This is a genomic window from Aeromicrobium massiliense JC14, assembly GCF_000312105.1.
Taxonomy (GTDB): Bacteria; Actinomycetota; Actinomycetes; order Propionibacteriales; family Nocardioidaceae; genus Aeromicrobium; species Aeromicrobium massiliense.
Genome location: NZ_HE978637.1, coordinates 992891 through 1011863, shown reverse-complemented (window position 1 = coordinate 1011863; position 18973 = coordinate 992891). Strand labels below are relative to the sequence as shown.

23 protein-coding genes are annotated in these 18973 nt (G+C 72.9%); 15 read left to right on the top strand and 8 right to left on the bottom strand.

Features of this window, described 5'->3' with window-relative positions; genetic code table 11:
* Window positions 1–7: 7 nt before the first annotated feature.
* From HGAM_RS19140 to HGAM_RS19130, 4 genes are all read right to left on the bottom strand, one after another.
* Window positions 8–1003, bottom strand: coding sequence for an NYN domain-containing protein (locus HGAM_RS19140; RefSeq protein ID WP_019145781.1), 996 nt, complete (start codon window positions 1001–1003; stop codon window positions 8–10).
* A gap of 121 nt (window positions 1004–1124) precedes the next feature.
* Window positions 1125–1511, bottom strand: coding sequence for an SPW repeat domain-containing protein (locus HGAM_RS19135; RefSeq protein WP_019145780.1), 387 nt, complete (start codon window positions 1509–1511; stop codon window positions 1125–1127).
* 72 nt (window positions 1512–1583) lie between these two features.
* A complete protein-coding gene (locus tag HGAM_RS12180) occupies window positions 1584–2324 on the bottom strand; it encodes an MBL fold metallo-hydrolase (protein WP_019145779.1) in 741 nt (246 codons plus the stop codon).
* The gene (locus HGAM_RS19130) at window positions 2321–3073 is read right to left on the bottom strand and encodes a sigma-70 family RNA polymerase sigma factor (protein ID WP_020691560.1); all 753 of its coding nucleotides are present in this window, start codon (window positions 3071–3073) and stop codon (window positions 2321–2323) included. Before HGAM_RS19130 ends, HGAM_RS12180 begins: the two co-directional genes overlap by 4 nt.
* Window positions 3074–3334: 261 nt before the next feature.
* Between HGAM_RS19130 and HGAM_RS12170 the strand changes: the two genes are divergently transcribed.
* On the top strand, window positions 3335–4198 hold the full coding sequence (locus HGAM_RS12170; protein WP_019145777.1) for a manganese catalase: 864 nt from the start codon (window positions 3335–3337) through the stop codon (window positions 4196–4198).
* The gene (locus HGAM_RS12165) at window positions 4195–4377 is read left to right on the top strand and encodes a hypothetical protein (protein WP_019145776.1); all 183 of its coding nucleotides are present in this window, start codon (window positions 4195–4197) and stop codon (window positions 4375–4377) included. The genes HGAM_RS12170 and HGAM_RS12165 overlap by 4 nt, the downstream gene beginning before the upstream one ends.
* A 49-nt stretch (window positions 4378–4426) precedes the next feature.
* On the opposite strand, the gene HGAM_RS19125 is transcribed toward HGAM_RS12165, so the two are convergent.
* Window positions 4427–5938 (bottom strand): protein kinase domain-containing protein, encoded by a 1512-nt coding sequence (locus HGAM_RS19125; protein ID WP_147543680.1) that lies wholly within the window; start codon window positions 5936–5938, stop codon window positions 4427–4429.
* Window positions 5939–6004: 66 nt separating this feature from the next.
* Between HGAM_RS19125 and HGAM_RS12155 the strand changes: the two genes are divergently transcribed.
* From HGAM_RS12155 to HGAM_RS12145, 3 genes are all read left to right on the top strand, one after another.
* Window positions 6005–6772, top strand: coding sequence for an inositol monophosphatase family protein (locus HGAM_RS12155; RefSeq protein ID WP_019145775.1), 768 nt, complete (start codon window positions 6005–6007; stop codon window positions 6770–6772).
* Between the two features lie 3 nt (window positions 6773–6775).
* A complete protein-coding gene (locus HGAM_RS12150) occupies window positions 6776–7186 on the top strand; it encodes an NUDIX hydrolase (protein ID WP_019145774.1) in 411 nt (136 codons plus the stop codon).
* A 331-nt stretch (window positions 7187–7517) separates the two neighbouring features.
* Window positions 7518–8828: an HNH endonuclease signature motif containing protein gene (locus HGAM_RS12145; protein WP_019145773.1), complete on the top strand. Its 1311-nt coding sequence runs from the start codon at window positions 7518–7520 to the stop codon at window positions 8826–8828.
* Between the two features lie 6 nt (window positions 8829–8834).
* Here the strand turns inward: HGAM_RS12145 and HGAM_RS12140 are convergent, their stop codons facing one another.
* The gene (locus tag HGAM_RS12140; protein WP_019145772.1) at window positions 8835–9332 is read right to left on the bottom strand and encodes a MarR family winged helix-turn-helix transcriptional regulator; all 498 of its coding nucleotides are present in this window, start codon (window positions 9330–9332) and stop codon (window positions 8835–8837) included.
* A 65-nt stretch (window positions 9333–9397) separates the two neighbouring features.
* On the opposite strand from HGAM_RS12140, the gene HGAM_RS12135 reads away from it, so the two are divergent.
* The gene (locus HGAM_RS12135) at window positions 9398–10210 is read left to right on the top strand and encodes a spermidine synthase (protein WP_019145771.1); all 813 of its coding nucleotides are present in this window, start codon (window positions 9398–9400) and stop codon (window positions 10208–10210) included.
* Window positions 10211–10213: 3 nt separating this feature from the next.
* Here HGAM_RS12135 and rocD read toward each other — a convergent pair whose 3' ends face one another.
* Window positions 10214–11416: an ornithine--oxo-acid transaminase gene (gene rocD, locus HGAM_RS12130; protein WP_019145770.1), complete on the bottom strand. Its 1203-nt coding sequence runs from the start codon at window positions 11414–11416 to the stop codon at window positions 10214–10216.
* 86 nt (window positions 11417–11502) lie between these two features.
* Here rocD and HGAM_RS12125 point away from each other — a divergent pair, with 86 nt between their 5' ends.
* Genes HGAM_RS12125 through HGAM_RS12110 form a run of 4 tightly spaced genes read left to right on the top strand, consistent with a single transcriptional unit; the run spans window position 11503 to window position 15266 of the window.
* Complete coding sequence (locus HGAM_RS12125) at window positions 11503–12021, top strand: hypothetical protein (RefSeq protein WP_019145769.1); 519 nt, start codon at window positions 11503–11505, stop codon at window positions 12019–12021.
* A 32-nt stretch (window positions 12022–12053) separates the two neighbouring features.
* Window positions 12054–12767 carry a YcnI family copper-binding membrane protein gene (locus HGAM_RS12120; RefSeq protein WP_019145768.1) on the top strand — a complete coding sequence of 238 codons (714 nt, stop codon included), beginning with the start codon at window positions 12054–12056 and terminating at the stop codon, window positions 12765–12767.
* Window positions 12748–13278 (top strand): copper resistance CopC family protein, encoded by a 531-nt coding sequence (locus HGAM_RS19120; protein ID WP_019145767.1) that lies wholly within the window; start codon window positions 12748–12750, stop codon window positions 13276–13278. Before HGAM_RS12120 ends, HGAM_RS19120 begins: the two co-directional genes overlap by 20 nt.
* Entirely contained in the window at window positions 13275–15266 is a 1992-nt protein-coding gene (locus HGAM_RS12110; RefSeq protein ID WP_019145766.1) for a bifunctional copper resistance protein CopD/cytochrome c oxidase assembly protein, read from the top strand. The genes HGAM_RS19120 and HGAM_RS12110 overlap by 4 nt, the downstream gene beginning before the upstream one ends.
* Window positions 15267–15338: 72 nt before the next feature.
* On the opposite strand, the gene HGAM_RS12105 is transcribed toward HGAM_RS12110, so the two are convergent.
* Window positions 15339–15956, bottom strand: a complete 618-nt coding sequence (locus tag HGAM_RS12105; protein WP_019145765.1) for a superoxide dismutase — start codon at window positions 15954–15956, stop codon at window positions 15339–15341.
* Window positions 15957–16183: 227 nt separating this feature from the next.
* Between HGAM_RS12105 and clsA the strand changes: the two genes are divergently transcribed.
* From clsA to gcvH, 5 genes are read left to right on the top strand one after another with little or no spacing between them, the layout of a single operon-like run.
* Window positions 16184–16768, top strand: a complete 585-nt coding sequence (gene clsA, locus HGAM_RS12100) for a cardiolipin synthase ClsA (RefSeq protein WP_019145764.1) — start codon at window positions 16184–16186, stop codon at window positions 16766–16768.
* Window positions 16765–17553, top strand: a complete 789-nt coding sequence (locus tag HGAM_RS12095; RefSeq protein WP_019145763.1) for a DUF881 domain-containing protein — start codon at window positions 16765–16767, stop codon at window positions 17551–17553. The genes clsA and HGAM_RS12095 overlap by 4 nt, the downstream gene beginning before the upstream one ends.
* Window positions 17550–17882 carry a small basic family protein gene (locus HGAM_RS12090; protein WP_019145762.1) on the top strand — a complete coding sequence of 111 codons (333 nt, stop codon included), beginning with the start codon at window positions 17550–17552 and terminating at the stop codon, window positions 17880–17882. Before HGAM_RS12095 ends, HGAM_RS12090 begins: the two co-directional genes overlap by 4 nt.
* On the top strand, window positions 17875–18567 hold the full coding sequence (locus tag HGAM_RS19115) for a DUF881 domain-containing protein (protein WP_019145761.1): 693 nt from the start codon (window positions 17875–17877) through the stop codon (window positions 18565–18567). The genes HGAM_RS12090 and HGAM_RS19115 overlap by 8 nt, the downstream gene beginning before the upstream one ends.
* A 28-nt stretch (window positions 18568–18595) precedes the next feature.
* Complete coding sequence (gene gcvH / locus HGAM_RS12080) at window positions 18596–18973, top strand: glycine cleavage system protein GcvH (RefSeq protein WP_019145760.1); 378 nt, start codon at window positions 18596–18598, stop codon at window positions 18971–18973.

Genomic DNA, 18973 nt, shown 5'->3' with positions numbered 1-18973 from the left:
GACGGGCTCAGGACGTCGGGGGAGCGGCGAAGAGGACCCGGCGCGTGTCGGCCAGCGACGGGACGAGCCGCACCAGGCGGGCCGTGCTGGACTCGTCGATGTCGGCGACCTGCTCGCGCGACTTGATGAAGTCCGAGAACGACCGGTAGCCGAGCGCCTTCTCGCTGAACGACGGGTCCATGCGCTTCATCTGCGTCTTGACCTGCGAGGCGTGCAGCCACTCGGCGTCGTCCTTCTCGTGCCCGAGCCGCAGGGCGCGCTCGAGCAGCCGGGTCGCCGTCTCCTGGGTGTCGCCCTCGCCGGTGGCGTCCTCGGTGTCGGCGTCGTCGGCCGCGGACGCGTCGGGGACGTCCTGGACAGCGGGGTTCGCCCCCTTGCTGCTGCGGCTGCGCGGCTCGCGCGTCTCGGGCTCGGCCGCCTCCTCGGGCGGGGTGACGCCGGGCAGCGCGTCGTAGGTGACCAGCTCGTCGCAGGCCGCGGCCAACGACTTGCTCGTCGAGCCGGCGACGCCGACGCCGACCACGTAGCGGCCCAGGCGCTTGCAGCGCTGGGCGAGCGCGATGTAGTCCGAGTCGCCGGCCACGATCACGACGTGGGTGAGGTCCGGCAGGCGGAACATGTCCTCGACGGCGTCGACGGCCAGGCGGATGTCGGCGCCGTTCTTGCCGTACGCGGCGGCGGGGAACAGCTGCACGAGGTCGACGGCGCGGCTGACCAGCTGGTGGCGGTAGTCGGCGTTGACCGGCGCGGACCAGTCGGCGTAGGCCCGGGTCAGCACGAGCGTGCCGAAGGACGACGCGAAGTCGATGATCGCGCCGACGTCCACGGTGGCGCGGCGCAGCTTGTCGGCGACGACGGGATCGGCCTCGCGGGCGGCGGAGTCGAAGCCCTTGTTCTTGTCGCGCGACCACTGGTGACGTCCGTGGACCTGGTCGTAGCGCGAGATGACGATGTTGTCGAAGTCGATGTAGACGGCGACGCGGGTGTCTCCCGGCTCGGTCATGAAGAGTGCTCCTCGGTCGTGGAACCTCCAGTCTGGCGCACCGGGGTCCCCGGCACACCACCGGCGTCCGCCCCGCTGGCGGGACGGACGCCGGTGACGGCGGTGAGGCGGTCCGGCCCGGTCAGGCCGGGGTGCGCGGTCCGCGGATCGCCGGCTCGTCGGCCCGCGTCATGACCGCGTAGCCGACGATCAGCACGCCGACGACGACGTGCGGCACCCAGACGAACCAGTCCTCGTCGGCGAAGCCGAAGAACCACGGCGTGAGCGCCAGGAAGACGCCGGTGACCATGTCCAGGATCAGGTGGGCGCTCATGGGCACGAGCTTGACCGGGCTGGCCGGGCTCGTGGTGATCAGCTCGTTGAGCACGATGAAGATGCCCACGCCCACCGCCGACCAGGTCGCGGCGTCGCTCTCGTCGGCGAACGTCAGCAGCCACGGGGCGACGATCAGGACGACGCCGACCAGCAGGCCGATGATGGTGTGGGTCCGGCTGTCGATGACGCGCACGGTGCTTCCTCTCCTCCAGGTGTCAGGTGACCGGCGGGTACCCCGCTCCCGAGCGGGGGAAACCGGACGGGCTCAGCCGATGGGCTCGGCCTGGGCGAGCTCGGCGGCGCGGCGGGCGCCCTGCGTCCAGACCTCGCCGTGCCCGGGCAGGACGACGTCCGCCTCCGTCGCGGCGATGACGGCGAGCGACTGACGCGCCTGGGACGGACGACGGGTGCCGGGACGGGCGACGACCCGTGGGCCCCGCCGTCCGGTGTACGGGTCGAGGGTCACGAGGGCATCGCCGGTGAGCACCGCGGAGCGGGACTCCAGGTGGAGCGCGACGTGCCCGTCCGTGTGGCCCGGCGTGGGCAGCACGCTGAGCTCGGGCATGACCGCCAGCGGGCCTTCCGGAAGCGCCTCGACGTGCGGAACGCCGGGCACCTTGAGCGCGCCGTTGGCGATCATCTGCGCCTGGTACGGCCAGCCCCCCGGGTGGGTGGCGATGAACCGCAGCCGGTTCACTCCCGGCCGGTAGCGGTAGGGGTGCGCGGTGATCCGGTGGTCGCCCAGGGCGGCGAGCACGGGGACGTCGTGCTCGCGCTGGACGTCGCCCAGGTCGCCCAGGTGGTCGAAGTGGCCGTGGGTGAGCACCACGGCGTCCACGTCACGCCACGACGCGCCGAGGCTGCGCAGGGCGGCCTCGATCCGTGGCCGGGTGCGGGGCAGGCAGGCGTCCACGAGCACGAGGGTGTCGCCGCGGGCCACCAGGTAGCAGCACGTGGCCGCGTGGGCGATGCGGTGGACGCCCGGCAGCACCTCCTGGGCCGTCACGCGGCCTCCCCGACGACGGCCTCGGTGCGCAGCCGGCCGAGCAGCGCGGCCAGGTGACGGGACACCCACATGGGGTTGCGGTCCAGCCGGCGGGCGATCTCGCGCTGGCTCAGGTCCTCGAAGAACCGCATGCGCAGCAGGGCCCGGTCGGCGTCGGTCAGCGAGCGGCACAGCCGCGTGACCGACACCCACTCGTCGACCTGCTCGAACCGGTCGTCCACGCCGCCCAGCGACGGCTCGCCCTCGGTCGCGTCCAGCGAGTCCGCGTGGAAGCAGCCGCGTGCCTGCAACGCCTCCAGCACGTCGGCCACCGGCTGCCCCAGGCGGGCGGCCAGCTCGGCGGCCCGGCCGGTGCCGGTCTCGTCCCACGCCCGCGCGTCCACCGCCGCGATCGTGGCCTGCAGCGTCTGGATGCGTCGCGGCGGGCGCACCGTCCAGCCCAGGTCGCGGAAGTGCTTCTTCAGCTCGCCCAGCACGGTGGCGGTGGCGAACGACGCGAAGTCGCCGCGCGTCTCGTCGTAGCGGCGGGCCGCGGCGACGAGCGCGAGAGACGCGACCTGGACGAGGTCCTCGTCGTCGACGCCCCGGCCGTGGTAGCGACGGGCGAGCGCCGCAGCGAGACGCAGATGTCGGCGCACCACCTCGTTCTCGGCGGCCAGCCGCTCGGCCGTGCCGGCGCGCGCGGTGCCGAGCATCTGGTGGACGTCGTGCTGGCTGGTGCGGTCTGCCGCCGTCTGTCGATGGGACATCGACGTTCTCCCCCCGGGGTCGAGACATGTCCTTTCTCATCGGAAGCCGGACCGGTCCGGGCCGCACGCCGGATTCCTGATCGTGGGACGGGTCGCGCGAAGGCGTTACGGGAGTCCGGCGTCCGGGTACTGAGGGCTTTCACGGTGGTGCGGCGGGCGTCGTGCACGTGCCGGACGACCGCGGCATCCGGGTGTGACAGGCGGCCGGGACGGGGGCACCCGCCCGGCATCCGACACCGGCTACCGCGCCAGGAGGCATCGATGTTCACGCACCAGAAGGCCCTGCAGTTCACGTCCAAGCCGGACGCCCCGGACCCCGCGTTCGCCATGAAGCTCCAGGAGGTCCTGGGCGGCAAGTGGGGCGAGATGACCGTCGCCCTGCAGTACCTCTACCAGGGCTGGAACACGCGCCTGCCCGGCAAGTACAAGGACATGCTCATGGCGATCGGCACCGAGGAGCTCAGCCACGTCGAGATGCTCGTGCAGATGATCGACCAGCTGCTCGACAAGCCCGCCCCGATGTCCGCCGATGACACGACCGGCTCGACCCAGGCCAGCGAGTTCGGGGCGCAGAACCCGCAGCACACGATCGTCAACGGCGGCAGCGCGTACCCGCACGACAGCAACGGCGTGCCGTGGAGCGGTGCGTTCGTGACCGCGAGCGGCAACCTCATGGCCGACTTCACGCTCAACGTCACCGCCGAGATGCAGGGACGCCTGCAGGTCGCGCGGCTGTTCCACATGACCGACGACCGGGGCGTCAAGGAGCTGATCCGCTTCCTGGTCACCCGCGACCACATGCACCAGATGCAGTGGCTCTCGGCCATCGAGGAGCTCAAGGCCGACGGCCTGGACGGCATGCCGACGCCCGAGGCGTTCCCGCTCGAGGAGGAGTTCGACGAGTTCAGCCACACCTTCATCCAGGCCTCGGACGGGGAGGCGGCGACCGAGGGCTCGTGGGCGTCCGGCCCGGCGCCCGACGGGCGCGGCGACTTCCGCACCGCGCTCATCCAGGCCACGGGCGAGTGGCCCGAGCTGGCACCCGGCGACCCGCGGCTCTACGGCACCAACCCGCTGCAGGAGACGAAGGGCCTCATCGACAAGGCGAAGGACGCGCTGTCATGAGCAGCGCGATGATCAGCGCGGTCGCGTGCACGGTGCTCGCCGTCGTCGTCCTGGCGGCCGGACCGTGGGGCGTCCCCGGCTCGTTGTTCCTGCTCGCCTGCGCCGCGACCCGGTGGCAGGAGGCGCACCCCGGCCGGACCGTGGTGCGGGTGCGCGGACGGCACGGCGCCCACGGGTAGAGGTCGGACGGGGCCTGCGGGCTCCGGCTCGTCGAGCGACGGTCGCGGCTCAACCGCGGCCGTTGCCCTTTCCCTTGTCCTTGCCCTTCGGGTGGCCCTTGCCCTTGAGCGCACCCTTGCCCTTCGTCGTCACCGGGCGTGGGGCCGGCGCGGGCGTGCGGGCCTTCGTCGGTGCGCTCACCGTCGCCGGACGATCGGCCGCGGCGGGGGTGACGGCCACGACGACCGGGACGGTGCTGCCGAGCGCGACCCGCCCGTCCCGCTCGACGCTGAGCACCTCGCCGGCCCGGGCGCGGTTCTCGTGCTCGTGCCGGACGGGGACCAGCCCGAGCGACTCCAGGCGGCGGGCGGCCCGCCCGTAGCTGGACCCGACCAGGGACCGTCCGTCGAGCACGACCATGCCGGACGCGACCGACAGCTCGACCGTGTCGTCGTCGCCCTTGTCGGACGCGTCGGGGGTCTGGTCGACGACCTGGCCCATGGGGGCTCTGGGGTCGTCGACGTCGCGACGCTCGACCTCGAAGCCGTCCTCGCGGAGCACGGAGGTGGCGGCCGCCACGGACATGCCAACGACGTCGGGCACCTCGCGCTCGGCCGACAGGAGCTCGCGTCCGGCCAGCAGCGCCACGACGAGCGCGGCGCCGGCGCCCACGGCCATCGCCCGGCGTCGGGGACGCACCCGGGTCACCGCGGTCGGCAGGTCCTCCAGCGCGGGTGCGCCGACGTCGCGCGGGGCGGGAGCAGCGTCGTGGCTGTGCCCCTCGGCCAGCGCCGCGGCCGTGCGGGCGGCTTGCTCGGCGGTGGGCCGGTCGTCCGGCTGCTTGGCCGTCATGCTGGCGACCAGCGCGCGGACCGGGTCCGGCACGTCGTGGCCCAGCGGCGGCAACTGGTCCTTGGCGTGCGCGATGGCCGTGGCGACGGCGGTCTCGCGGCGGAACGGCGGTGCGCCGGTGAGGCAGTGGTGGGCGACGACGCCGAGCGCGTAGACGTCCGACGGGGGAGCGGCGCTGCGGCCCAGCGCCTGCTCGGGGCTCAGGTAGTCGACCGTGCCCAGCAGGGTGCCGGTCGACGTGAGCGGCTCGCTCTCGGGCGAGCGCGCGATGCCGAAGTCGACCAGCACGGCGCGCTGCTCGGTCAGCAGGATGTTCGAGGGCTTCACGTCGCGGTGAACGACGCCCAGCGCGTGCGCGGCGGCCAGCGCCTCGGCCACGTCGGCGACCATGCTCATCGTGCGGGCGGGCGTGAGGGTGCGCTCCTGGCGCAGCACCTGCGACAGCGTCTCGCCCTCGACCAGGCGCATCACCAGGAACGGGGCCCCGGTCTCGTCGTCCTCGTCGTAGTCGAAGATCTCGGCGACGCCGGGGTGGTGCACCCCGCCGGCCAGGCGGGCCTCGGCCTTCAGCCGGGCGCGGCCCACCTCGTCCTGGGCCTGCTCGACGTGCACGAGCTTGACCGCGACGGCCCGGTCGAGCTTGCGGTCGTGGGCGCGCAGCACCGAGCCCATGCCGCCCGCCCCGAGGCGTTCGCCGAGCTCGTACCTACCGTTGATGACCCTGCCCACCCGGTCGACAGTAGGGCCGCGATGACGGTTCCGCGCGTTCGACCGCGGTGGGCTAGCGTCGGCCCCGTGCCGACCGACGACGACGCCCGCCTCGCCGCGGAGCTGGTCACGCAGGCCGCCGCCCTCGCGGCGCGCATGCGGGCTGGCGACGCCCTCACCGTGTCCCGCAAGACGTCCGTCTCGGACGTCGTGACCGACGCCGACCACGCCGCCGAGGAGCTCGTGCTCGGCACGCTGCTGCGCGAGCGGCCCGACGACGGCGTGCTGGGCGAGGAGGGCGCCTCGGTCGAGTCGCGCTCGGGCCGGCGCTGGGTGATCGACCCCGTCGACGGCACCTACAACTTCGCCTCCGGCTCGGACTACTGGTGCTCGGCGCTCGCGCTCGTCGCCGGCGACGAGCTGGTGCTGGGCGCGGTGGCGCACCACGCGACCGGCAGCGTGGTCGTGGGTGGCCCAGGCCTGCCCACCACCCGCGACGGCGAGCCGGTCGGGCCCGTGCACGACGACCCGCTCGGGCTCGTCAGTGCCGGCACGTACCTGCACCCGGGGTTCTTCGCCGAGCCGTCCGTGCACGACCCGTGGACGCGCGCCGTGTCGCGTCCAGCCACCATCCGCATGCTCGGGTCAGGGTCGATGGACCTCGTGGGCGTCGCCACCGGCCGGCTGGGCTGCTGGTTCCAGCACACCACCCCGGCCTGGGACTGGCTGCCCGGCGCGGCGATCGTCGCCGGGGCCGGCGGCACGACCCGCCAGGTCGAGGTCGGTGGACGCACCTGGTCGGTCGCCGGTGGCGCGCGCAGCGTGGCCGAGGTCGTCGCGGCCCTGGAGGGCTGACCGGTGCCGGTCATCGACGTCGTCGCCTGCCTCGTCGTGGGGGCGGACGGACGCGCGCTCATGGTGCGCAAACGCGGCACGACCGCGTTCATGCAGCCCGGCGGCAAGCCGGAGCCGGGGGAGACGGGGCTCGAGGCGCTGCGCCGCGAGCTCGACGAGGAGCTCGGCCTGCGCCTGCCGGAGAGCGCCTTCACCTGGGTGGGGGAGTTCGACGAGGAGGCCGCCAACGAGCCGGGGCACCGCGTTCACGCCCGCGTCTGGCGCGCCGACCTGCACGACGAGCACGTCGTCGCCGCCGAGATCGAGGAGGCGCGCTGGATCGACCCGGTGGCCCCGGGCGACGTCGACCTCGCGCCCCTGAGCCGTGAGGTCCTGCTCCCGCTCCTGGCGGCCGGTGGTCACCCCGCTCCTTGAGGGCGCCCCGCTCCTTGAGCTTGTCGAAAGGAGCCCTGCGTAATGGGTCACCCGAGGGGCTGATGACGAGACGGTTGGGTGCCTGCTGCGGTTCGTTCGTCGACTCACCCGGGCCTCGCTCGCTGAGCTTGTCGAAGCGACTTGCTGCTCGGTCGCCCGAGGGCTGATGACGACGGAGGTGGGTGCATCGCGGGGTGGCCTCGTCGACTTGCCCGAGCCTCGCTCGCTGAGCTTGTCGAAGCGAGAAAACTCTGCGATTCCGGGGATATCGCGTTGTTCCTGTCACCCAGTCGAGGTAGACTAGAACAAACGTTCGACACGGGGGTCCCGGATGATCATCGACCAGCTGGAGAGGCTGCGGGACGACCTGCGCTCTCTCGAGGAGTGGTCGTTGACGGACGCCGAGCTGCGCGCCGTGAGCACCGAGATCCATCGGACGATCGCGAGCCTGACCGAGACCGCCGTGCGGTTCGCCGGGGCGGTCGAGGACCGGACGATCCCGCGTGAGGACGGCGCGGCGTCGACCGCCGCATGGCTGGCGAACGAGACCGGTATCGCCCGGCGCGAGGCATCGAAGATCGTCTCGCTCTCGCGTCTCGACGACACCCGCGGCACCGCGACCCGTGAGGCCTGGGCGTCTGGCGACCTGGCGACGGCGCAGGCCGAGATCATCCTGAAGGCGCTCGATCAGCTGCCGGAGTGGTTCGTGGACGAGCAGCACGACGACGCCGAGGCCACACTGCTAAAGCACGCGACGGAGTTCGGGGCGGACGACCTGCGCCGGCTGGCGAACCGCATCGTGGAGGTCGTGGACCCGGATAGTGCGGACGAGATCATCGGGGCTCAGCTGGAGCGGCAGGAGAAGCAGGCGTGGGACGAGACCCACCTGTCCATCACGAGGATGGGTCGTGGTCGCAGCAGCATCCGCGGGGTGCTGCCGGACGTGCAGGCCGACATGCTCAAGACGGTGCTGGAGGGCCTGGCCTCACCGCGGCGTGAGGGTGCGGTCTTCCGCGACGTCGACGGCGACCACTCCGACCAGGAGGTCGGTCGCCTCGACCACGCCCGCCGGATGGGGCTCGCGCTGTGCGAGCTGGTCGAGCACCTGCCCCAGGACGCGTTCCCGCAAGCCGGCGGCGTCGCGGCCACCGTGACGGTGTCAATGAAGCACGACGACCTGGTCCGCGACCTCGGCCGGGCGATGCTCTCCACCGACACCGGGCTCAGCGCCTCCCAGGCCCGACGCCTGGCCTGCAACGCCGGTCTCATTCCGGTCGTGCTCGGCGGCGACAGCGTCCCGCTCGACCTCGGTCGTAGTGTCCGGCTCCACGACCGCCACCAGCGCATCGCCCTCGCGAAGCGCGACCGCGGCTGCTCCTGGAAGGGCTGCGACCGCCCACCCGGCTGGTGCGAAGCCCACCACCTCCGACCCTGGAGCAAGGGCGGCGACACGAGCATCGACAACGGCGCCCTGTTCTGCTTCTTCCACCACCACCTGCTCCACGACTCCGACTGGTCAGCCAGATTGAGCCACGACGGCGTCGTCGAGGTCATCCCACCGCCGAGGATCGACCCCCAGCAGCGGCCACTCCGCCACGCCCGCCACGTCCGGCTGCGACCCCGCGTGCTCGAGCCGGTCTGAGGACGCCTAGCGGTCCAGGTTGTCCAGGACGCTCGCGTTCATCCGGCCCTGCGGGTCCAGCCGCGCCAGGATCGCCGCGCTCGCCTCGCCCAGCACCGACAGCTGCTCGGGCGTGAGGGCGTCGAGCACCAGCTCGCGCACGCGGCGGACGTGGCCGGGGGCCGACTCCTGGAGCTTGGCCAGGCCCTCGTCGGTCAGGGTCGCCTCGATGGCCCGGCGGTCGTCCTCGGCCTGGCAGCGGCTGACGTAGCCGCGGGCGACGAGCCGCTTCACCACGTGCGACAGGCGGGGGAGGCTGGCGTTCGTCTGCGAGGCCAGCTCGGTCATGCGCAGGGTGCGGTCGGGGGCGTCCGACAGCATCGCCAGCGTGAAGTACTCGAAGTGGCTCAGCTGGGCGTCGCGCTGCAGCTGGGAGTCCAGCGCGCCCGGGAGCATCTCGACGACCGCGATGAGCCGCACCCACGAGCGCAACTCGTCGGGGGTCAACCACGGGGTCTGCGTCATGCGGGGCAGACTACCCGGGATGGTTGCCTGCTAAACCACTTTCGGGAAGTCCGTACGATGCAGCGGTGACCGACGACCGCGAGCTCGTGCCCGACGGAGCCCGGCCGTCGGCCTACGTGCTCCGCGTCGGGGGCGCCGACCAGTCCCACGTCGACCTCGACGACCCCACGTACCTCGCCTTCGACTACGTGCGCCGCATCGGGGACGTGCTCGACGCGATCGAGCCGGCCGGCGAGCCGCTGCGGGTCGTGCACGTCGGGGGAGCGGGCATGACGCTCGCCCGCTACCTCGCCACCACCCGTCCGCGTTCGTCGCAGGTCGTGCTCGAGCCCGACGAGTCGCTCACCACGTTCGTCCGCGAGCACCTTCCGCTGCCCCGGCGCAGCGGCATCAAGGTGCGCGGCATTGACGGACGCTCCGGGCTGACCGCGTTCCCCGACGACTCGGTCGACGTCGTCGTGGTCGACGCCTTCGCCGCCGCCCGCGTGCCCGCCGAGCTCACCACCCGGGAGGCGCTGGCGGACGTGCGCCGCGTGCTGCGCGCCGGCGGCCTCGTGGCGCTGAACCTGGCCGACCGGGCGCCGTTCGGCTACACCCGCCGGGTCGTCGCCGGCCTGCGGGCCGAGGTCGGTGACGTGCTGCTGTCCGCCGAGCCCGGCACGCTCGCCGGGCGTCGCTTCGGCAACGTGCTCGCCGTCGCGTCGCCCGCTCCGCTGCCCGTCGCGGCGCTCCAGCGGCGCGCGGCCGGGTCGCCGCTTCCGTACCGCGTGCTCGAGGGTCACGCGGTCGACGACCGGGTCGGCAAGGGCACGCCCTTCACCGACGCGGACGCCGAGCCGTCCCCGCCGCCGCCCGGGGGCGCGACCTACTTCGCCTGACCCTCAGGCGTCCAGGGCCCGCTCCAGGGCGTCCAGGGCCTGGTCGAGCTCGTCCTCGGTGATGACCAGCGGGGGAGCGACGCGCAGCGTGCGCAGGTGCGTCTCCTTGCACAGCACGCCCTCGTCGCGCAGTGCCATGGACACCTCGCGGCCGGTCTTGTGCGTCGGCTCGATGTCGACGCCGGCCCACAGCCCGCGGCCGCGCACCTCGGCCACCCCGTGCCCGACCATGTCGCCGAGCCGGCGGTGCAGGTGCTCGCCGAGCTTGCGCGAGCGCTCCTGGAACTCGCCGGTGCGCAGCAGCTCGACCACGGCGCTGCCCACCGCGCAGGCCAGCGGGTTGCCGCCGAAGGTGGACCCGTGCTGTCCCGGCTTGAGCACGCCGAGCACGTCACCGCGTCCCACGACCGCCGAGACCGGCACGATGCCACCGCCGAGCGCCTTGCCCAGCGTGTAGAGATCGGCGCGGACGCCCTCGTGGTCCAGCGCGAGGAGCTCACCGGTGCGCGCGAGCCCGGACTGCACCTCGTCGGCGATGAGCAGGACGTCGTTCTCGTCGCACGCGGCCCGCAGGTCGGCCCAGAAGCCCTCGGGCGGCACCACGACGCCCGCCTCGCCCTGGATCGGCTCCATGAGCACCGCCGCCGTGTTGGGCCCGATGGCGTCCCGCACGGCCTGCGCGTCGCCGAACGGCACCATGACGAAGCCCGGCGTGAACGGCCCGTAGTTGTCGTGGGCGATCGGGTCGTCGGAGAAGGAGACGATCGTGGTGGTGCGGCCGTGGAAGTTGTTGGTCGCCACGATGATCTCGGCGCTGTCGAACGCGACGCCCTTGACCTCGTAGGCCCACTTGCGGGCCACCTTGATCGCCGACTCCACGGCCTCGGCGCCGGTGTTCATCGTCAGCACCATGTCGGTGCCGGTGAGCTCGGCCAGGTCGCGGCAGAACGCGCCGAACTGGTCGTTGTGGAAGGCCCGGGACGTCAGCGTCAGCCGGTCCAGCTGCTCGTGCGCCGCGGCGACGAGCGCCGGATGCCGGTGGCCGAAGTTCAGCGCCGAGTAGCCGGACAGGAAGTCCAGGTAGCGGCGGCCCTCGACGTCGGTGACGTGCGCGCCCTCGGCGCGGGCCACGACGACGGGGAGCGGGTGGTAGTTGTGGGCACCCCACTGCTCGTCCAGGGTGATGTACGCGGCTGAGGTCGTCATGCCCCCACGGTCGCGGACTCGCCCGCACAAGTCCAGGCCCCCGGACACCGTGCCGGCGCGCCGGTGCCGGCGCCTATGCTCGGGCCGTGGACCTTCCCGGCGTCAGCGTGCCGACCGCGCGCCTGCTGCGGCTCGTGCGAGCCGTCGCGGCGGCCGTCGTGTGCGTGGTGACCGCCACCGGGGTCCACGTGACGATGGGCGGTGCCGCGTCGGCGGCGTCCGTGGCCGTCGTCCTGGCCGGGGTCGTCGCCGTCGCGTACGCGCTCGGCGGACGCCGGCTCACCGGTGGCCAGATGACTGGCCTGCTGCTGCTTGCGCAGGCCGTCGTCCACACCTCCGGCGGCTCGATGGAGGTCGGCGGAACGGCCATGGTCGCCGGCCACGTGGTGGCGACGGCGGTCAGCGCCGTCGTGCTCACCCGGGGCGAGGCCGCCTGCTGGCGGCTCGTCGAGCTGCTCGGCCTCGGCGTCGTCCGGCTGCTGTCGGACGTCCACCCGCTGCCCGCCACCGCGCGGCTGGCCGCCATCGACGCGCACCCGCGCCCGGTGCTGGCCGTCCGCCGCACGCCCCGGGTCCTTCGTGGTCCTCCGGCCGGTCCCTGCTGACCGACCCGAACCGCACCCATCGAAGGAACCCCATGAAGCGCACCACCCGTGCGCGGCTGGCCGCTGCCGTCCTCGGCACCGCCGCCGTGCTCGTCCCGTCCACCGCGTCCGCCCACGTGACGGTCTCGTCGCCCGACGCCGCCCAAGGCGGCTACGGCAAGCTCGTGCTGCGCGTGCCGAACGAGTCCGACACCGCCGCCACCACGCGGCTGACCGTCACCTTCCCGACCGACACGCCGGTCACCTCGATCCGCACCCAGCCCAAGCCGGGCTGGGACGCCAAGGTCGTCATGACGAAGCTCGACGAGCCGGTCGAGGTCGGTGACCTGACCGTCACCGAGGTCGTCGGCTCGGTCGTCTACACGGCCACGGCCGGCGGCATCGGTGTCGGCGAGTTCGACGAGTTCCAGCTCTCCGGCGGCCCGCTGCCCGAGACCGACACCCTCGTCCTGCCGACCAAGCAGGAGTACGCCGACGGCGAGGTGGCCGACTGGTCGCAGGTCGCGACCGGCGACGAGGAGCCCGAGAAGCCGGCCCCCACCCTCGAGCTCGCCGCGGCGTCGGCCGACGGCCACGGCGGTCACGGTGCCCCGGCCGCCGACGAGCAGGACGAGGCGTCCGCGTCGTCCGACGACGGCACCGACACCCTCGCCCGCGTCCTCGGCGGGCTCGGCGTCCTCGTGGGCGTCGGCGGCGTGGCTTTGGCGCTGCGGGAGAATCGACGTCGTGCGCGTACCGACTCCTGAGCCCGTCCGGCTCGGCCTGGCCCTCGCCCTCACCGCGGTGCTCGCCGTGGTGGGGGCGGGGCCGGCCTCCGCGCACGCCTCGCTCCTGTCGACCGACCCGGCCGACGGCACGACCGTCGCGGCGGTGCCCGAGCAGGTCACGCTGACGTTCAACGAGAACATCGGCAACCCCGCCTACGTCGCGATCACCGCGCCGGACGGGCAGCAGCTCGAGCTGTCCGGCGTGAAGGCGGTCGACCACACGGTCACGGCCTCGGTCGAGCCCTCCGGCCTGCGCGGCGTCCACGAGATGTCGTACCGGGTCGTCTCGGCCGACGGCCACCCGGTCAAGGGCACCGTCGTGTTCACCACCACGACCGGCGACACCGTCGACCCCGTGGCGACGAGCGCCGACGCGAGCGAGGAGTCGTTCCTTCACCGTCATCGCGAGCACGTGTGGTGGGCGGGCGCCGCCGTCGTCGTCGCCCTCGTCCTGCTGCTCGTGCCGCTCCGCCGGAGGTCCACCCGATGAGCACCGCCACCGACACCCCCCGCGCCACCGACTCACGGGTCGGCACCGTGCGGTTCGCCGCCGTGGCCTTCGTGGTCGCGCTCGGCGCCGTCGTCGCCTTCCTGAGCCTGGGCGGCGGCGCCCCCGAGGAGGCACCGCCGGGCATCCCCGACCCGGGCCTCGTGGTCGGCTGGGGGGTGCCGGTGGCCAAGCTGCTGTCGGACGTCCTCGCGGTCGCGGTGGTCGGCTTCCTCGTGCTCGCCGTCTTCCTGCTGCCCGGGCGTGGTCCGCGGGTCGAGGGGCTCGCGGTCGACGCGGTCGCCTGGTCCCGCCGTGCGGCGCTCGCCTGGGCCGTCACCAGCCTGGCGCTGTACGTGCTCACGGCGGCCGACACCTTCGCCCAGCCGCTGTCCGGCCTGCGCCCCGGCTACGTCGTCTCGTTCGCCGACAGCGAGCTCGGCCGCGGCATGCTGCTGCAGGCCGTGATGGCGCTCGTCCTGGCCGTCGTCCTGCGCTGGACGGTCGGCGTCCGCGCCCTCGCCCTGGCGCTCGGCCTGGCCCTGGCCAGCCTGGCCCCGGTCGCGCTGACCGGGCACTCGGCGTCCGCCGGCGGGCACGACCTGGCGACCATCAGCCTGCTGCTCCACCTGGTCGGCGCGACCCTGTGGGTCGGCGGCCTCGCCGCCCTCGGCTGGGTCGCGCTGCGCGGCAGCAAGCGGCTGGAGCCGGCGATCGTCCGGTTCTCCCCGCTTGCGACGTGGTCGCTCGTCATCGTCGGGCTGTCCGGCGTCGTGAACGCCTCGACCCGGGTGGACTCGTTCGCGGACCTGTTCTCCACCGGCTACGGCCGGCTCCTGCTGACCAAGACGGCCGCGCTCGTCGTCCTGGGTGCCCTCGGCTGGCTGCACCGCCGCCGCATCGCCGAGAAGGGCGGCTCGTTCCTGCGGCTGGCTGCCGGCGAGCTGCTGGTCATGGCCGGCACCATCGGTCTCGCCGTCGCCCTGTCGCGCACCCCGACGCCCGTCGGCGAGGACGTGCTGAGCGCGGCCGAGACCCTCATCGGCGGCCCCATGCCCGCCGACCCCACGCTCGCGCGGCTGCTGCTCGGTCACGCGGCCAGCGGGTTCGGCCTGACCGTGCTGACGCTGGGGATGGCGCTGTACCTCTACGGCGTCGTGAAGCTGCGCCGCCGCGGCGACCGCTGGCCGGTCGGCCGGACGATCTCGTGGGTGCTGGGCATGGTCGTGGTCGGCTGGGCGACGCTCGGCGGCCTGGCCGAGTACTCGCACGTGATGTTCAGCGCGCACATGATCGCGCACATGCTGCTGTCGATGGTGGCACCGATCTTCCTGGTGCTGGGCGCCCCGGTCACGCTCGCCCTGCGCACGCTGCCCGGTCCGCGCCAGCCCGGCGAGGTCGGCCCGCGGCAGCTGCTGCTCTGGCTGCTGCACTCGCGGCTCGCGCGCCTCCTGACCCACCCGGTCGTGGCGGCGGTCATCTTCGTCGGCAGCCTCTACGGGCTGTACTTCACGCCGCTGTTCGAGGCGCTCATGCGCTGGCACCTGGGCCACGCGCTGATGGACGTCCACTTCCTGCTCGCCGGGTCGTTGTTCTATTACGTCCTCATCGGCGTCGACCCGAGCCCGCGGCAGCTCGCGCCGCCGCTGCGGTTCGCGATGCTGCTGTTCACCATCCCGTTCCACGCCTTCTTCTCGGTGGCGGTCATGTCGGCCAGCCAGGTGATCGCCGACCAGTACTGGCTCGACCTCGACCGGCCCTTCGCCACCGACCTGCTGCGCGACCAGTACATCGGCGGCAGCGTCGCCTGGGCGCTGGGGGAGGTGCCGCTCATCCTGGTGATGGGCGCGCTGCTCGTGCAGTGGGTGCGCTCGGACCAGCGCGAGGCGCGGCGCAAGGACCGCAAGGCCGACAGCGACGGCGACGCCGAGCTCGAGCAGTACAACGCCTGGCTCGCCCAGCTGCCGCACGAGCGCCGCATCCAGCGCTGAGCGCGTCGAAGCCCCCGGGACGTGCGACGGCCGGCGCCCCGCGAGGGATGCCGGCCGTCGTGCGTCGGACGATCAGAAGATGATCTGGCCGCCGCTGGTCGCCGCGGTGAAGCGCTCCTGGGCGTCGGCCCAGTTGACGATGTTCCACCACGCCTTGACGTAGTCCGCCTTGACGTTGAGGTAGTCCAGGTAGAAGGCGTGCTCCCACATGTCCAGCTGCGCGATCGGGATCAGCGTCGCCGGGATGTTGGACTGCTGGTCGTACAGCTGCACGACGAGCAGCTTCTGGCCCAGCGAGTCCCAGGCCAGGATGGCCCAGCCCGAGCCCTGGATGGTCAGCGCGACCTGCTCGAAGTGGGCGCGGAACTTGTCGAACGAGCCGAAGTGCTCGTCGATCGCCGACGCCAGCTCGCCGGTCGGCTTGTCGCCGCCGTCCGGGGAGAGGTTCTTCCAGAAGATCGAGTGGTTGATGTGGCCACCGAGGTTGAACGAGAGGTTCTTCTCGATGCCGGCGATCGCGCCGAAGCTCTCGGTGGCGCGCGCCTCCTCGAGCTTCTCGATCGCCGTGTTCAGGCCGGTGACGTACGTGTTGTGGTGCTTCGAGTGGTGCAGCTCCATGATCTTGCCGGAGATGAACGGGTCGAGCGCGCCGTAGTCGTACGGCAGCTCGGGCAGGGTGTAGTCAGCCACGGATCCTCCTCAGGGCACCGGGCTCGTGGCCCGGCTCATGTTCTGTTGTCGGGTGGTGACCCCATCCTGTCAGGCGCCCGCGCGGGCGCAAGGGTGGTCCTGCCAGGCGGACGTGCGACCGACTCGCGCGGGGGTCGGGGCCGACCACGCGGGTCGTGTGGGGCCATGACCTAGTCTGTCCTCTGACGCGCGGGCCGCCCGGCCCGCAGGAGTGCCAAGGAGGCGCGGTGGCGGACGACCGGATCCTCACGATCCCGAACGCACTGAGCTTCCTGCGTCTGCTCCTCGTGCCGGTCTTCCTGTGGCTCGTGCTGGGCCCCGAGCTGGACGAGATCGCCCTGCTGGTGCTCATGGCGTCGGGCATCACCGACTACCTCGACGGCAAGCTCGCCCGCGACCTGGGCCAGATGTCGAAGATCGGCGCGATCCTCGACCCGGTCGCCGACCGGCTCTACATCCTCGCCGTCGTCGTCGGGCTGAGCCTGCGCGACATCATCCCGTGGTGGCTGGCCGTGCTGCTGCCGCTGCGCGACGTCTTCCTGTTCGGCCTCGTGCCGTTCCTGCGCACCCGCGGCTACAGCTCGCTGCCGGTCCACTTCCTGGGCAAGGCCGCCACCGCCGCGCTGCTGTACGCCTTCCCGCTGCTGCTGCTCGGTGACGGGTCGGGCACGGTCGCCGACCTGGCCAACGTCTTCGGCTGGGCCTTCACCATCTGGGGCGTCGGCCTGTACTGGTGGGCGGGCATCCTGTACGCCTTCCAGGTCCAGCGTCTCCTCTCGACCATGCCGCGGGTGACCCGGGCGGCGTCATGACGCCCGTCCGCACCCCGTCGGGCACGTTCGAGCCCAGCGTCCTGGACACCATCGCCGCGAACGCGCTCGACGACGACTACTACGAGGTCCGCCCCGGCCGCTACGCGCGCTCGCGCGGCTGGATCGCCGCGTCGGTGCTCATCGTGTTCGGCGTCATGGTCACCATCGCGATCGTGCAGACCCGCGACGAGTCGCTCGACCGCCAGGTGGCCCGCGAGACGCTCGTCTCCGACATCCGCGCCCGCCAGGAGACGCTCGAGCGCGTCCAGGACACACAGCGGACGCTGCGCTCCGAGGTCGCCGCGCTGCAGGCCGCCGCGGGCGACGAGGACCCGGACTACTCGGCCCGCCAGGTGCTGGCCGCCGACGTGCCCGTGAGCGGACCCGGCGTGGTCGTGCGGGTCGACGACGCCTCCGACGCCGTCCGGGTCACCGACCGCGACCTGCGCCTGCTCGTGAACGGCCTGTGGGGCGCCGGTGCCGAGGCGGTCTCGGTCGACGGACGCCGCATCGGCACGCTGTCCGCCATCCACGAGGCCGGCGGTGCCATCACGGTGAACTACTCGGCCATCAACCCGCCGTACCGGATCGAGGCGATCGGCGACAGCGAGGCGCTGGCCGACGGCTTCACCGAGGGACCGTTCGGCGAGTACTGGCGCATCCGCCAGGACGAGGTCGGCCTCAAGTTCGACATGCAGCGGGCCGACGAGCTGGAGCTCGCGGCCGTCCCCGGCGAGCGCGCCCGCGTCCGCCACGCGAAGGTGTGGGAGGGAGCGAAGAAGTGATCCCGGTCATCGGACTCGTCGTCGGCGTGGGGCTCGGCCTGTGGCTGCAGCCCACCGTGCCGCTCGGGCTGCAGCCCTACCTCCCGATCGCCATCGTCGCGGCGCTCGACGCGGTCATCGGCGCTGGTCGCGCGCTGGGGGAGCGGCGCTTCGACGAGCGCGTCTTCGTCGTCTCGTTCATCTCCAACGTCGTCATCGCGGCGCTCATCGTCTTTGTCGGCGACCAGCTGGGCGTCGGGTCGCAGCTCTCGACCGCGGTCGTGGTGGTGCTGGGCATCCGCATCTTCGCCAACATGGCGGCCATCCGCCGCCGGATCTTCCATGCCTGAGCCGCGCCGGCGCGCGATCGTGCCGCAGCTGATCGTGGCCGTCCTGCTGGGCGGCCTGGCCTTCGCGGTCACGGTGCAGGTGCGCGGCAACGACTCCGAGGCGTACTCGACGCTGCGCCAGACCGAGCTGGTCGAGCTGCTGCGCAGCCTGGACGCGGCCAACGAGCGCGCGTCCCAGCAGGTCGACGAGCTGACCCGCACCCGCGACGAGCTGGCCAGCTCCTCGCAGCAGTCGCAGGCGGCGCAGCGCCAGGCCGACAAGCGGGCCAGCCAGCTGGGCATCCTGGCCGGCACCCTCGGCGCCCGCGGGCCGGGCGTCGAGCTCACCATCACCGACCCCCAGGACGACGTGAACGCGGCCGTCCTGCTGGACGCCGTCGAGGAGCTGCGCGACGCCGGCGCCGAGGCCATCGTCGTCAACGGCACCGCCCGTGTGGTGGCCCAGACCTACTTCGTCGACGAGGGCGACGAGGTGCGGGTCGGCGGACGCACCGTCACGCGTCCGTTCGTCATCGAGGCGATCGGCGATCCCGACACGCTCGCCGAGGCGATGCGCATCCGCGGCGGCCTGCTCGACCGGGTCGAGAACAGCGGCGGGACGCTCGACATCGACACCCGCGACACGGTGACCATCACGGCCCTGGCCGACACCCAGGACCCCGAGTACGCTCAACCCAGCTCATGACCCCCCACCCCCCGACCAGGAGCGCTGCGTGACCCCCGAAGACCTGTACTACACCGAGGAGCACGAGTGGGTGCGCCTGGACGACGACGTGGCCGTCGTCGGCATCACCGACTACGCGCAGGACGCGCTCGGCGACATCGTCTACATCGACCTGCCGGCCGTGGGCGACACCGTCGAGGCCGGAGCGGTCGTGGGCGAGCTGGAGTCCACCAAGTCGGTCAGCGACATCTACGCCCCCGTCTCGGGCGAGGTCATCGCCCGCAACGACGCCCTCGAGGGCGGCCCGGAGGTCGTGAACTCCGATCCGTACGGCGAGGGCTGGCTGGTCAAGATCCGCGCCAGCGACGACGATCCCCGCGCCGGCCTCCTCGAGGCCGAGGCCTACGTGGCCCTCACCCGCGCGTAG

Coding starts and splice junctions, on each gene's coding strand:
- HGAM_RS19140 (WP_019145781.1), bottom strand. CDS start 1,003: ATGACCGAGCCGGGAGACACCCGCGTCGCCGTCTACATCGACTTCGAC.
- HGAM_RS19130 (WP_020691560.1), bottom strand. CDS start 3,073: ATGTCCCATCGACAGACGGCGGCAGACCGCACCAGCCAGCACGACGTC.
- HGAM_RS12170 (WP_019145777.1), top strand. CDS start 3,335: ATGTTCACGCACCAGAAGGCCCTGCAGTTCACGTCCAAGCCGGACGCC.
- HGAM_RS12165 (WP_019145776.1), top strand. CDS start 4,195: ATGAGCAGCGCGATGATCAGCGCGGTCGCGTGCACGGTGCTCGCCGTC.
- HGAM_RS12145 (WP_019145773.1), top strand. CDS start 7,518: ATGATCATCGACCAGCTGGAGAGGCTGCGGGACGACCTGCGCTCTCTC.
- HGAM_RS12140 (WP_019145772.1), bottom strand. CDS start 9,332: ATGACGCAGACCCCGTGGTTGACCCCCGACGAGTTGCGCTCGTGGGTG.
- rocD (WP_019145770.1), bottom strand. CDS start 11,416: ATGACGACCTCAGCCGCGTACATCACCCTGGACGAGCAGTGGGGTGCC.
- HGAM_RS12120 (WP_019145768.1), top strand. CDS start 12,054: ATGAAGCGCACCACCCGTGCGCGGCTGGCCGCTGCCGTCCTCGGCACC.
- HGAM_RS12110 (WP_019145766.1), top strand. CDS start 13,275: ATGAGCACCGCCACCGACACCCCCCGCGCCACCGACTCACGGGTCGGC.
- HGAM_RS12095 (WP_019145763.1), top strand. CDS start 16,765: ATGACGCCCGTCCGCACCCCGTCGGGCACGTTCGAGCCCAGCGTCCTG.
- HGAM_RS19115 (WP_019145761.1), top strand. CDS start 17,875: ATGCCTGAGCCGCGCCGGCGCGCGATCGTGCCGCAGCTGATCGTGGCC.